This is a genomic window from Bacillus cereus group sp. MYBK139-1, from assembly GCF_051916915.1.
Taxonomy (GTDB): Bacteria; Bacillota; Bacilli; order Bacillales; family Bacillaceae_G; genus Bacillus_A; species Bacillus_A pacificus.
In genome coordinates this window covers 1,064,214-1,078,273 of sequence record NZ_JBQAHO010000002.1, presented here as the reverse complement: position 1 = coordinate 1,078,273, position 14,060 = coordinate 1,064,214, and the positions used below count along the sequence as shown (strand labels likewise).

The following is a 14,060-nucleotide window of genomic DNA, read 5'->3' as shown; positions in this document are numbered from 1 at the left end:
ATAATTATATAACCCACTTTAATAAAGAGACCGTTTTTATAACGATCTCTTTTTAAGCATAATCTTCAGTTATTGCTAATGATGTAGGATTTTGAAGGCGTTTTGAACGCAAACGATAGGCAACGATTTTCTTTTTATATTGCTTTATTACATCAACATGTTCCTCATGGCTATACAGAGAAAATCGAATCTCTTTATTCCCTTTCTTCGTGTTAATAACGATTGGTGTTCCTTCCCCGTGCGGCGGAAAATAATGTTTATCTAAAAATAGAGCTTCGTTAAATTCATGAATAACTTGTAGTTTCGTTTCCCCCTCTATATTTTTTCCGTCTATCAATATAGTGGTATTCTCTTCCTCAAGTTTTTGATGCAATTCAAATCTACTAATAATTGATTCTACAACAGAAGTCGGCATACTAGAAACTAGTACTTTAATCGCACCAAAAATAAATAATGTAACTATAAACCATGTTGTCATTTTCATCATCTCCATTACATTTTAAAATATAAATTTCGTTCCATACGGTATTAGTATACTAATGAGTATTCCAGTTACAATCATCGTTACCGAACCGATAGTCGCTTCTTTCTCGCCTTCCTTCACGAGACGACTTACCCCAATAATATGTGATGAGCAGCCCATTCCCACTCCTTTTCCAATTGTACTCGTTATACGGAAAAACTTAAGTACTGTTGGTCCGATAATAGCACCTGTGATTCCTGCAACAACTACAAAACTAGAAGTCATAGACGGAATACCACCAATTTGATCCGCTAATGAAATAGCAATAGGCATCGTCGCTAATTGCGGGAGTGTTGTTAATATGAGTTCTTGATCTATATTTAACATCTCACCAATCACTACATTCATACTCGTTAAAGCCACTATACCTACCGCTACACCGATAAGTATCGACAAAAAGTTTTTCATAAGTATTTTTCGCTCTTTAAATAAAGGTATCGCTAACGCTACAATTGCAGGACTCAATAAGCCGGAGAGAATATCCCCTCCATTCTCTCTATACTCATGATGAGAAATACCAAAAATTAGAAATAAGCAAATCATACTTGCTGTAACTGTTAACACTGGTAACGTAAATGCGAACGTAAATTTTTCATATAGCTTTGTCGCCAAGAAATAAATTGCTACAGTAATAATAATTAAGACCATTTGAATCGTGCACCTTGTCGATTTTATTTTTTTGATGTGACTAATAATTGACTTATATACCCTGAAACAATCAAAGTTACTACAGTACTTGCAACTACTAAAAGGAATATAATACTCTCCTTACTGAAAAGAAAAGACCCGTATTCCATGAGCCCTGTTGTCGAAGGGATTAAAAATAACGGTAAAAATACGATTAACTTTTCCGCACCTAACTCAAACCATTTTAACGGTAAAACGCGAGTGGAAAGGAGCAGGAACAGTATTAACATCCCTATTAAACTTCCTGGCATTGATAGATGGAATACTCCTTGAATCCACGTACCCACTAGGCTAAATACATATAGCACGCCTACTTGAAGTAAAAGCGTCACGTACTTCATTTCTTTCCCTCATTTCACTATCACACATCCATATTATGAAATCTCATGTAGCGTGTCGGCAAACCGTTTAATTCCAAGTTGAATTTGTTCTATATTCGCTCTACCAAACGTAAATCGTATATATTCATTTTTCGAACCTAAAACACTGCCCGGAACAAATGCGACACCATTCTGTATAGATTCACCTAATAAGTGATATTCATCAAACTTTCCTTTCACTTTACACCATACATGTATTCCACCCTCTGGAACAAAAAATTCAACCTGATCCCCTAATATTTCTTTAAGCTTTCTAATTAACGCATCCCTTCTTTCTTTCAATTGTCCACGAAGCATTGTAATATGTGCATGAAAATCTTCTGATTCTAAAAATTGATTTGCCACCCACTGTGTAAATACGCTATGACCAAAATCAACTTGCTGCTTCGCATCTGCTAAACGCTCAATTACACGTGTAGGACCAATTATCCATCCAATACGTAATCCTGATGCAACAATTTTTGATAATGAACTTATATAAAGAACATTTCCATTTTGGTCCATTGATTTTAATGTCGGGTTCACTTCTCCATTAAAAGAAATTAAACTATACGGATCATCTTCTACAATTGGTATACCGAACTCAGAAGACAGTTCTAAAATTTTTTTACGTCTCGCTAATGAAAGCACAGTACCCGTTGGATTTTGATAATCTGGATTCAAAAACACCATACGAATGCGATGCTTTTTGTGCAAATCGATTAAGTCATCTGGATTCATTCCATACTCATCAACAGGTAAATGAAATATGTTTAAACCGGCCGATTTAAACATTGGAAGCGAAAAACAATACGAAGGATCTTCAATCGCGATCGCATCGCCAGGTTTTAATAAACATTGAACGATAAGATTAAGCGCCTGTTGTGCTCCTGACGTAATAAGAATAGAGCTTGAATCTGCTTCAATTCGTTTATATTGCTGAACATGTGCTGCAATTGTTTTTCTCAACATCTCATTTCCAAGTGGATGGTCATAGCCGAGGTTTTCCATAAATGTTTTCTCCGATAAAATTGTTCGAAATCTATCACTTGGAATTAATTCTGGTGACAGTTCACCACTTGCTAAATTAATTAAATCATCTTTTTGTGTTTCCGTTCGAATTTGTTGAACGAGTGGTACGTTAGGTAAGAACGATCCATCCTCCACGTACCTACCCCAGTTCGGTATTCGTTTATGTGAGACACCCCATATGTCTGTATTGACCCGTGTTCCGCTTCCCTTTTGTCGTTCTACTACTCCAAGTGATTTTAATTCTTCATATGCAGCTACTATCGTACTCCTATTCACCTGTAATTCTTTTGCTAACATACGCTCCGAAGGTAACTTACTTTCAGAAGGAAACTCACCTGAAGAAATACCCCTTTCAATATAATCCGCTATTTGTTTATATACAGGCGTCTTATCTGCACGATTTGGTTTCCATTCCATATAGTTGCCTCCTTTCAAAACAAACTATCCTCAATTTATTACTAACAGTATTCACTCTAAAAATAGTATTAATTAGTCACATCTTCTTATCCGCAAATAGATATATCCAAAATGACTCTCTTTCTGATTACTCGATAGCTTCTAAAATTCCAACTTCATACTCTCATTTCAGTTCTTTTACAAACTATCAGATCATTACCGCATACCATGTTACCCCAACTAGTAGAACAAAAAGAAGAAGAATATAGATTGCAGATAAGTTTTTCACATTTCTTTTTGTAGACTTACCGTAATTCTCTTCCACGTTTCTTGCAACTAGTACAGTCCCAAATAGCGATACAATTACAATAATAACGACTAGTGAAATTGCAAAACTCATTGTCTTTCACCTCTCTAAGACCCATCTATTTTAATTAAAGAACTTACATAAAAACCTTCCTCTTTAAAACGTTGATAACATACTACCTTTCTTCTCTTATCATAATAGATGTTTGTAAAAAGCGGACCAACCACTTTCGTGTTTTTTTGCTCATCCACTTTAAAAATAAAAAGCAACTGATCACTTAGGATCAGTTGCTTTTTTCACACGATAATTTTTCATTTAAAATTAATTCGATTTAAAAGTTTAGTCTTTTCATAATGAAACATCGACTGAGATAACTCGAAAATTGTTCCATTTACAAGATATACTGTATTTTCAATAAGAAGCGCCGGATCACCTTCATTTAATTCTAAAAGCTGTGCATTTTCTTTATTTACTTTTTTACAACTAATAACTTTATCAGCAAAACCAATATTTAATCGTAAATCTTCAATGAAATAACTGTATACAGAGCTTAATGCTATTTCTTCGTTCAAATATGGAATAATATCTTTTTTGAAATAACTTACTTCAATAGAGAACGGCTTAGCATCTACAATTCTTAAGCGCTTCAAAAAATACAACCTAGTTCCAGCTTCGCATTGCATCCGCTTTGCTATCTCTTCGTTCGCATCTATTACTTCAAGCCCTAACACTTTCGTTTCAATATTTTGTGAAACAAGATTCTTCGTTAATCCCCGTAAACTTCCTAAATTAATATAATCTGTTACAGAAGTTTCGCGTAAAAACATACCACTACCTTGTACTTGAAAAATATAACCTCTATTCACAAGCTGACTAATTACTTTACGTATCGTATTACGGCTTACTTCAAATCGATTCATCAACGCTTCTTCTGTAGGTAGTTTTTTCGTTTCATTAAAAAGCCCATCTCGAATGTTTTGCTCTAACACATCTGCAATTTGTTTATACTTTGCACTCATACACTTTCTCCTAAAATACTCTTTTATCTGTTATAACTCTTCCCCTCTCGTTTCGATCACATGTTTATACCAATGAAACGAAAGTTTCTTCTTACGTTTTAAGTTATCATTATGATCGATAAAAATAAAGCCATATTGCTTTTTATATCCATTTAACCAACTTAAAAGATCAATCACTGACCATGCATAATAACCTTTTAAATTAATTCCCTCTTCAATTGCACGCTTCATTACTTTTAAATGCGCTTCAATAAATTTAATTCTCGGAACATCTACAATTTCTCCGTCAATGATTGGATCTTCATCACCAAGTCCATTTTCCGTTACATACATCTTTATGTCACCGTAACGCGCTTTCAACATATGCAATCCCTCTAAGAAACCTTCGGGAGATATTTCCCATCCCCATTTTGTATATGTTTTATCATCCATTTTAACTGTTCGATAAAAACCATCAAAAGAAGGATTACCTGGAGCAAGCGTTGAGTTTTCTCGAGAATGTTCCTCACTCTTTATATCCATATCGTATCTTTCTACTCGTATTGGTTGATAATAATTCAAACCAATAAAATCATTTTCTTCTGCATTTTGTTTAATAATTTCTAATTCTTCAACCGTCCAATTAGGAGTCCACCCTTTTTCCTTTAATTGTTGTACAACATAAGACGGATACTCACCTTTTAAAACTGGATCATAATACCAATACGTTTCATATTCATTCGCATGATTTGCTGCTTGTATATTTTCTTTTTGGTTATCCACACTATAAGCAGGTAAGAAAACATGTGTAATCCCAATCTCACCATATTGTTTCAGCTGCTTGTATACCGCAACTGTTTTCGCATGTGCATAAAATACATAATGAGTCGCTTGAAAGTACTTTGGAACATCATTTTGTATTCCTGGTGGATGTGCACCTTTTAAATAACCTAATCCACAAAACATTACTGTCTCATTAAAAGTAATCCAATGCTTAACTCTGTCACCAAATGCCTTAAAACAAGTTTCTGCATATTTTACGAAAGCCTCCGCTGTTCTTTTATTCGTCCATCCACCATCTTTTTCTAACGATAATGGTAAATCCCAATGATATAAAGTGACAAACGGTACAATCCCGTATTTTAAACATTCATCAATTAAGTTGTTATAAAATTCAATCCCTTTTTCATTTACCTCTCCATCTCCAGTCGGCAATATTCTTGCCCAAGAAATAGAAAAACGATACGATTCTAATCCCATCTCAGCCATTAAGCGAACATCTTCCTTATATCGATGATAATGATCAACAGCTACATCACCATTTGTTCCATTGTATGTTTTGCCAGGAATTTTTGAAAACTCGTCCCAATTCGTAACACCTTTTCCATCTTCATTCCATGCACCTTCTACTTGATAAGAAGCTGAAGCAGCTCCGAATAAAAAATCATGTGGAAACTTCATAGTATATACCTCCATTTCATTACAACAAATTAAATTCAATGATACATTTATAATTTATTGGTACAAATTTTATATGTATGATTATATCTTATGTTTTTATTTTTTTCTATTATAAAAGTACAATTTCTAATGTTGGTTATTGGAAAATAAAAAGAAGCGACGTATTTTATCGCTTCTTACTCTCATCATCTTTATTCTTTTATAAGTGACTTATTCGCTCTTATAACTTCTTGATACAGCAGTGGTGACCACTTTTCATTTATATAGTCTTGAATAATCCATCCTACTCTTGTAGGGTTATTTTGTTTTATATAGTTTGCAATTTCAGGATTTATATAAGAGGCATAGTAATATGGACTATTCCATGCTGTACCACCAGAAGACAAGCTTGTAAAATTAATATATAGATGATTTAAATCCTCACTATCGTTCATCGTTTCATTTATCGTATCTTTAATAGATTTTACTTTCTCATCATAACTCACTTTATATTTATCTTGTACTGTTACATGTACATTTTGATTTACAGTTGTGGTAAACGTCACATTATCTGGCCAATAGAAATTATTATATCCTCCAGATTCATTACTACCACCATATCTTTTTAGTAGTACAATTTTCCCACGAGCATCTCCCAATTTTATATTTCCTTCTGTTTTTAAAAAGATAGGATCCACAAAATAACTTTTTTCAAACGTATTACTAAAGGAACTTTCTGCTCCTTTCATATCCTCATACTCTTTTTTTAAAGACATAATAATCGTTTCACTTGGGTTATCTTTTAAAAATTGTTTCGCTTCGTTTATGAATTCATGCAGTGTTACATAAAGATATAATGGCCCATGATGAAGGACTATCGTATTATCATCTGTTAAACGTCCTCTTATATCAAAAATACGAGCTCCATGATCCATTTGGTAACGAAAATCATATTCTTGCGTCATTCCCCATACTTGCTTTATTGGATTTTGTAATTTGAACGTCCCGCTATCATGTGTTCCTGGAATTGAAATTCGTGCTAATGGGATATTATCAGGTATAGGTTGCATCCACTTTGACCAATTTTCAAACTCATTAACAGAGCTTGCTGCAACTACTTGCTTATCATGTAAAGCAAATACAAATGTGATAAATATCGTACTACATATGAATAATTTCAAAATAAATTTCTTACTGCTCATTATTATTCCTCCTTTTTCTGTTTTATATCAAACTTATTGAATATAATATAATCTGGTGAGTAAAAAATAAATAACATTTCATAAATATGAAATATTACATAGAAGTAAAGTTAAAAAATCATTCACATATCCTAAATTAGAAAAATTTAAAGGAACTTCACCTGAAGTTCCTTTCGTTTACTTTATATTCAATACATATGAACCATCTTTATTCTCATACTTATAGACGTATAAATAATATTTACCTGGCTTTGCATTATAAGTACCTTTAACTACATTTCCTTCGTTTTCACCATATGCTACATAGTTATTTAAATCTGATTCATGATGAAGCACCCATGTCATCCCAATGTTTTGTTCATTTAATAGAGAAATAGTAATATTTTCTGGCGAGTCAATTTGGAAAGTAAATACATCTACTCTATCACTATTGTGTAGTGTCCCTTTCATCGGTGTATGAAAGTTAACTTTATTTGCCTGTATACGTTCATTATTTGGTTCATTTTCTGTTACTTGTAACTCATTTCCACCGTTTGGTTTTCTTTGTCCATACCCTAAGTTTACTAGTATAGACTTCAAATCTGGTAAAACACCAATTCTATCTGAATATGGATCTTTAGATTTTGTTCCTGTATTCTGGTTGCTTAATATTGCTCTTAGTTCACTCGGTCTATATGGTTGTCCTAAGTTTTCTTTAGCAATGCTTTGTACTAAAGTCGCTGCTCCGGCAATAATAGGTGACGCACTCGACGTGCCACTAAAGCTAGATGTATAAAGATTTACAGCACTTCGACTTTGCTCGGCTGTAGTTGTATCTACGTTTTCTCCCCAACCATACACATCAATACGGCTTCCATAATTCGAAAACCACATACGTTCATGAGGGAAAGATGAAGAGCCCGCTCCTACCATAATTGCACCTGAATCTTTAAAATCTTTACTATTACGATTTAAAATTTGTTTACCATTTCTATCTTTAAATTGATCTAAATCATTCCAACCATTCGCTCCAGCTTCTATAATGACAACACCTTTATCTGTACCAGCACGAATTGCATCAAAGATATCTGGTTGTACCTCAACAGGTAAATATTTATCACCATACCCATCAAAGGAAGCTTGTGCCTCTAATAATAAAACATCCCCAGCTTCTAACTGATTTATAGCACTTAATATTGCATCAGCTGTATTATACTGTCCGTTATCTCTTATTTGAGAAATCACCTTTGCTTTCGCTTTTGGCGCAATCCCAATATTCCCAACTTCATTGTCCTCAGAGGATACAATTCCTAGTACAGACGTCCCATGACCGACATGTTGATCTATATTTCTTCCAGACATTAATTCAATATTTTGATGTACTAAATCCTCATGATTTAATAACCATCCATATTCCATATCAACAAAGGTTACATCACTTCCATTACCGCCTCGGACTCCCCAGGCGAAAGGCGCATTAATACCAGATGGTGCTGCTTCAAGATAACCTTGTTTTTCATATCTAGGATTGTTATTAGGATTAAAAGATACACTTAATGGCTGTACTTCCGGTGGTGTTATTTTTTCTTGTTTCTTTATATACACATCTTCTATTAAAGAAGATGTCTTTAACTTATCTACTAGTTCTTCCTCTTGCCCACCATGTTGAGCTTGAAGAATATAGTAGTTTAATAAACTTGTAGATACATTATTAGGTGCTCTCACTTCAAGGTTTTGTATTTGTTCCGGGCTTACAGATGTGAATAAACGAGTAAATGTTACATCTGGGTATTCTGCCAAAAGATCTTCTATTACTTTATCGTTCGTTTGAGATTTTATTTGTTTTTCAATACCATCTTCATATGGAAATTTCAAATCCGCTTTAAATTTTACAATGATTTGCTTATCTGTTTCTTGTTCTATTCCTAATTTACTCTGCTGTTCTATAGAATCAGCATGTACACTAGTGACAGTGCCTCCTATTCCTAAAAGTGTTGTAATAATTACAGTTGACGTACACATTTTTTGAAATATTTTCATTACATCAATCCTCCCATTAATAATGATTAATTATTATATTAATCTATAATGATTTTATTTATATAACATATTCCCTTTCTACTAAATAGATTATAGTAATCAGCAATATGAACTTCAATGTATTTTCATATGCAATATTTCATATTCGGACTCTACACTAAATAAATAAGAAACTTATAATGATTATTTATTTTATATGTGCTAATATACTTACATTGAAATATTATATATAAACATTTTAAGCTACATTACTTAACCGTTTTACCTTATTTTTCCTAGGAGGATTCACAATGAAATTATTAAAAATAAAACATATAATCCCTTTATCTGCAGCTGCAATTACATTCGTATGTAGTCACAGTACAGCTGAAGCTTCTACCATTCATACAGTAAAAAAGAATGATACACTTTGGGGCATTAGTAAACAATACGGCGTTTCAATACAATCCATTAAACAGGCTAATAATAAAGGAAACGATCAAACTTTCATTGGCGAACAGTTACATATCCCGGGTTCCGTCAACTCAAATGAAATCACTGTTCGCCAAAACGCCAAGCCTGCGAACATTTCTGGACAAATTATTTATCAGGTACAACCGGGAGATTCATTAGAAATGATAGCAAAGCGTTACAATGTTACCGTTCAATCTATAAAACAAATGAACAACACAATCGAAAACAAGCTTTATACAGGACAACATTTAAAAATCAACTCAAGTATTTCAGAAAAAGAAAAAGACTTAATGGCACGCTTAGTTACCGCTGAAGCAGGTGGCGAATCGTATAAAGGTAAAGTAGCAGTAGCGAAAGTTATACTAAACCGTGTAAACGCAAAAGGTTTTCCAAATACAATAACAGGCGTTATTTATGAGCCTATTAAATACGGATATGCATTTACTCCTGTTACAGATGGAAGAATTAATCAGCCTGCAAGCGCAGAAGCAAAAATGGCTGTAGAAGAGGCTATCTCCACAAATGGAATACATTCTGATTGGCTTTATTTCTATAACCCGAAAACATCAACAGACAAGTGGATTACGACACGTCAAACAGTAGCAGTAATTGGTAACCACGTCTTCGCTAAATAACATTTAAAATCATTAACAGACCTCTTCACTTAAAAGGTCTGTTTTTTTGTATGTAAGAATTTATTTATCATGTGATATAGTGGTCTTTGAAAACTAATTCTTCTTGTAAATAAAGACACTTGTATTTACTTCATCACTCTAAGAAATTAAAAAAGCGTCAAGTTCAAAAACTCCCCTTTATTAATAAAATTTATTTCTTACCTTCATAAAATTGTTATACACTAGAAAAATAAAAAACAAACTATTCGTTAGCAGGTGAAAGAATATGTATGATGTTACAATTATCGGCGCTGGAGTAAGTAGCATTTTTCTGGCTTATTCACTAGTTAAAAGTAACAAAAAAGTTTTAATTCTTGATAAAGGTAAAGCGCTAGGAGCTCGCCATTGTCCTTTAGACGAAGGAAAAGCGTGTAATTGTACTACATGTGATAAATATTTCGGATTTGCTGGTTTAGGAAAATCTGAAGGGAAATTTAATTATACAAACGGATTTGGTGGAGAACTTGAGCAAAAAGTTGGTAAAGAGGGCTTTATACAACTTATGGCTGAAGTAGATGAAATTCTATGTCAGTTCGGAGGAAATTCAGTTTCAAAATATTCTACAGAAAATCCAAATCTCAATAAGAGAGCTGCATCGTGTGGTTTACAAATGCTAACAACAGAAGTACGGCATCTTGGTACTACCCTTTCAAATGAAATTTTTCAGCAACTCTACGAATTTTTACTTACGAAAATAAATATACAATTTCATATAGATGTACAACATATTATGAAACAGAAAGATCATTTTACTATAGATACAAATGAAGGAACATTTCAATCTAGGCAACTAGTATTTGCAACTGGGCGTTCCGGAGCAGATTGGTTAAAGGAGATGTGCACTTCTCTACATATTTCTCAGGAACAAACTCGTGTAGATTTAGGTATCAGGGTAGAGATGAAAGAACACCAATTACGTTCTATATTAAAAGATACATTTGAGACTAAACTTTCTTATGAGCATGAAGATTTCACAGCGACTACATACTGTATGAATCCAAAAGGACGCATTATTAGAAAGTACGAAGAAGGTTTAGTTATGCCTGACGGTCAAAATTTTCGAGAGAAAGGAACTGGTACACCTAACTTAAATTTCACTTTATTTATCCCGCGCTATTTTCCAACTCTCAAAGAAGCAAATGTATATGCAAGTTCAATTATTAAAAACATTAACCAAGGACGAGATCGGATTGTTATACAGCGCTTAGAGGACTTACTAAATAAACAGCCTACAATAGCGAACGACATGAAATATAACCGTATACAACCTACGCTACAAGGAGATTATGGAGATTTGAATACAGAAATTCCTCCATTATATATTGAAGGACTTAAAGAATTTTTATTACGATTAGAACAATTCATCCAAGAACCGATCGATACAGATACTTTATTATATGGAATTGACGGAAAGTTTTATGCTCCTACGATAAAACTCAATAATCATTTTGAAACGAGTATACATGGCCTATTTTTAGTTGGGGATTGTTCAGGCGTCACTCATTCATTATCTCAAGCTGCTGCAAGTGGGTTATATGTTGGAAAATATTTATCTCACATTTAATTGCCTTCATTCAGATTGCAATTAAATATTTTAACTTCCATAGTAATAGCTTACTATTTCCCCACAAAAAATCAGGGTTTTATGAGATACATATTTAACATAGCCATTGACATTCAATTCTCACAAATTGAATGTCAACAGTTTTAAAATCCTCTATTCATTTCCATTTTCATTTGTTCGATATTTTGTAACATCATCATAGTGTTTAATATGTTAGGATGTCTATAAGTATTTTTTACTACAACTATGACTTTTTCTGCTCTGTTCTAAAAAATAGATTTACGCTTTAAAATTCCTCATTGTACGTATGTGAATACTTTATATTATTACCTTTAGAAACCATTAACTAAATGGTTCAGTATACTCTAATAGTTATAAAAACATAATATATAACACAAGTTAAATAAATTGCAAAAAAAGGAGTAAAAATGAAAAATAAAATCAATTTACAAATGCAAAATATAAGCTTTGTTTTAATAATTGCTTTAGCAGTATGGTTAAAAACATATCTTATTACAAGGTTCAGTTTTGATTTAAAAATTGAATCTTCTACACAAGAGCTTATTTTGTTTATTAGTCCACTCGCTACATCATTAGCTTTTGTCGGATTAGCATTATTTGCAACCGGTGAAAAAAGAAATTATATCGCGCTATGTATCAACTTCGTATTAACAATCGTACTCGTTGGAAATGTAATGTTCTATGATTTTTATAGCGATTTCGTTACGTTACCAGTACTTGGACAAACATCAAACTTCGGACAATTAGGCGGCAGTATTATAGAAATATTGAACTACAAAATTATACTCGCATTCGTAGACATTATTTTCTTCTTTATTTTATTGAAGAAAAAATCAATAGTCTTCCAAACAGGACGTGTAACTCATCCGGCACGCTTGTTATATTTTCTTTTAACGATTGGTGTATTTTTTGCTAATCTACATCTTGCAGAAAAAGAGCGACCTGAACTATTAACAAGATCATTTGACCGAGTTATGCTTGTTAAAAATTTAGGACTATACACGCATCAAGTTTATGATTTAACACTGCAAGTAAAAGCAGGATCACAAAAGGCACTTGCTGATAGTAGCAAATTACAAGAAACTGAAAACTACGTGAAGGCAAACCAAAGTGAGCCGAACCCTAATATGTTTGGTGTAGCGAAAGGAAAAAACGTAATTGTTGTCACTCTTGAATCCCTGCAAACCTTTTTAATAGGAGCAACAGTTAACGGACAAGAAGTTACACCATTTTTGAATGAATTCATAAATGAAAGCTATTACTTTGATAACTTTTTCCACCAAACTGGGCAAGGAAAAACATCCGATTCTGAATTTCTAATCGATACGTCATTGTATCCATTAAATCGAGGAGCTGTATTCTTCACACACGGTAACAACGACTATACTGCGACTCCAGAAATTCTACGTCAGCAAGGTTATTTCACTTCTGTATTCCATGCGAATAACGCCACATTTTGGAATCGTAACATCATGTACTCTGCTCTCGGTTATGATCGTTACTATAATGAACTTGATTACAAAATTACGCCCGAAACAAATTTAAATTGGGGCTTAAAAGATATCGAATACTTTGATCAATCAGTAGATATATTAAAAACTGTTGATCAACCATTTTACGCTCGTTTTCTTACTTTAACGAACCATTATCCATTTACGTATGATGAAGATACACAATTCATTGAACCATATAACTCTGGTAATGGCGTATTTGATCGTTATATCGTAACAGCACGTTACTTAGACGAATCAATAAAAAAATTTATTGAGCGTTTAAAAGCTGAGGGAATGTATGATGATTCTATTATTGTTTTATATGGTGATCATTATGGCATTTCTGAAAAACATAATCGCGCGATGGCACAGTTTTTAGAAAAAGATCAAATAACAGAATTTGACACTTTAAATTTACAACGCACACCTTTATATATTCATATCCCTGGACAAACAGAAGGTCGAACGATTTCAAAGCCTACGGGACAAATCGATATGAAACCTACTATTCTCAATTTATTAGGAATTGATACTACAAACGATATTCGTTTTGGCCATGATATGTTTTCGGATGAATATGCCGGTTTTGTTGTTTTACGTGATGGTAGCTTCATTACAGACAAGTATGCATACAAAAACAATACTTTCTATGACCGCATAACAGGTGAAATTGTAGACTTGCAAAAAGAAGAAGCACAAACACTCATTAACCGTGCACAAAATGAATTACGAATGTCTGACAAAATTATTGAAGGCGATTTATTACGTTTCTCAGAAAGTAATAAAATTAAAACTGGTGAAGTACAAACTAAAATTAAAGAGACTGAAAAATAATCTTAATATGAAAAGGGAGCAACTCGTTACAGTTGCTCCCTTTTATTCTCCTATAATA

General features: G+C 33.1%; 12 protein-coding genes. 3 read left to right on the top strand and 9 right to left on the bottom strand.

All coding sequences use genetic code 11. From position 1 onward, the window contains the following. Positions 1–52: 52 nt before the first annotated feature. From ACTFRS_RS16750 to ACTFRS_RS16710, 9 genes are all read right to left on the bottom strand, one after another. On the bottom strand, positions 53–478 hold the full coding sequence (locus ACTFRS_RS16750) for a YfmQ family protein (protein ID WP_087954531.1): 426 nt from the start codon (positions 476–478) through the stop codon (positions 53–55). Between the two features lie 21 nt (positions 479–499). Continuing rightward, complete coding sequence (locus ACTFRS_RS16745; RefSeq protein WP_139867041.1) at positions 500–1,171, bottom strand: LrgB family protein; 672 nt, start codon at positions 1,169–1,171, stop codon at positions 500–502. Between the two features lie 23 nt (positions 1,172–1,194). Beyond that, entirely contained in the window at positions 1,195–1,551 is a 357-nt protein-coding gene (locus tag ACTFRS_RS16740) for a CidA/LrgA family holin-like protein (protein WP_440024651.1), read from the bottom strand. A gap of 33 nt (positions 1,552–1,584) precedes the next feature. Next, on the bottom strand, positions 1,585–3,018 hold the full coding sequence (pdxR, locus tag ACTFRS_RS16735) for a MocR-like pyridoxine biosynthesis transcription factor PdxR (RefSeq protein WP_440024653.1): 1,434 nt from the start codon (positions 3,016–3,018) through the stop codon (positions 1,585–1,587). Between the two features lie 187 nt (positions 3,019–3,205). Then, positions 3,206–3,397 (bottom strand): hypothetical protein, encoded by a 192-nt coding sequence (locus tag ACTFRS_RS16730; protein WP_000006459.1) that lies wholly within the window; start codon positions 3,395–3,397, stop codon positions 3,206–3,208. A gap of 218 nt (positions 3,398–3,615) precedes the next feature. Next, on the bottom strand, positions 3,616–4,323 hold the full coding sequence (locus tag ACTFRS_RS16725; protein WP_139867034.1) for a GntR family transcriptional regulator: 708 nt from the start codon (positions 4,321–4,323) through the stop codon (positions 3,616–3,618). Positions 4,324–4,353: 30 nt separating this feature from the next. Continuing rightward, positions 4,354–5,763: a glycoside hydrolase family 1 protein gene (locus ACTFRS_RS16720; protein WP_139867032.1), complete on the bottom strand. Its 1,410-nt coding sequence runs from the start codon at positions 5,761–5,763 to the stop codon at positions 4,354–4,356. A gap of 191 nt (positions 5,764–5,954) precedes the next feature. Beyond that, complete coding sequence (gene plcA, locus ACTFRS_RS16715) at positions 5,955–6,944, bottom strand: phosphatidylinositol diacylglycerol-lyase (protein WP_139867030.1); 990 nt, start codon at positions 6,942–6,944, stop codon at positions 5,955–5,957. 177 nt (positions 6,945–7,121) lie between these two features. Continuing rightward, a complete protein-coding gene (locus tag ACTFRS_RS16710; protein ID WP_139867028.1) occupies positions 7,122–8,963 on the bottom strand; it encodes a S8 family peptidase in 1,842 nt (613 codons plus the stop codon). 290 nt (positions 8,964–9,253) lie between these two features. Here ACTFRS_RS16710 and ACTFRS_RS16705 point away from each other — a divergent pair, with 290 nt between their 5' ends. From ACTFRS_RS16705 to ACTFRS_RS16695, 3 genes are all read left to right on the top strand, one after another. Next, the gene (locus tag ACTFRS_RS16705) at positions 9,254–10,051 is read left to right on the top strand and encodes a cell wall hydrolase (protein ID WP_139867026.1); all 798 of its coding nucleotides are present in this window, start codon (positions 9,254–9,256) and stop codon (positions 10,049–10,051) included. Positions 10,052–10,316: 265 nt separating this feature from the next. Continuing rightward, the gene (locus tag ACTFRS_RS16700) at positions 10,317–11,654 is read left to right on the top strand and encodes an NAD(P)/FAD-dependent oxidoreductase (protein WP_318160379.1); all 1,338 of its coding nucleotides are present in this window, start codon (positions 10,317–10,319) and stop codon (positions 11,652–11,654) included. Positions 11,655–12,082: 428 nt separating this feature from the next. Beyond that, the gene (locus ACTFRS_RS16695) at positions 12,083–14,002 is read left to right on the top strand and encodes an LTA synthase family protein (RefSeq protein WP_318160377.1); all 1,920 of its coding nucleotides are present in this window, start codon (positions 12,083–12,085) and stop codon (positions 14,000–14,002) included. The last annotated feature ends 58 nt before the right edge of the window (positions 14,003–14,060 follow it).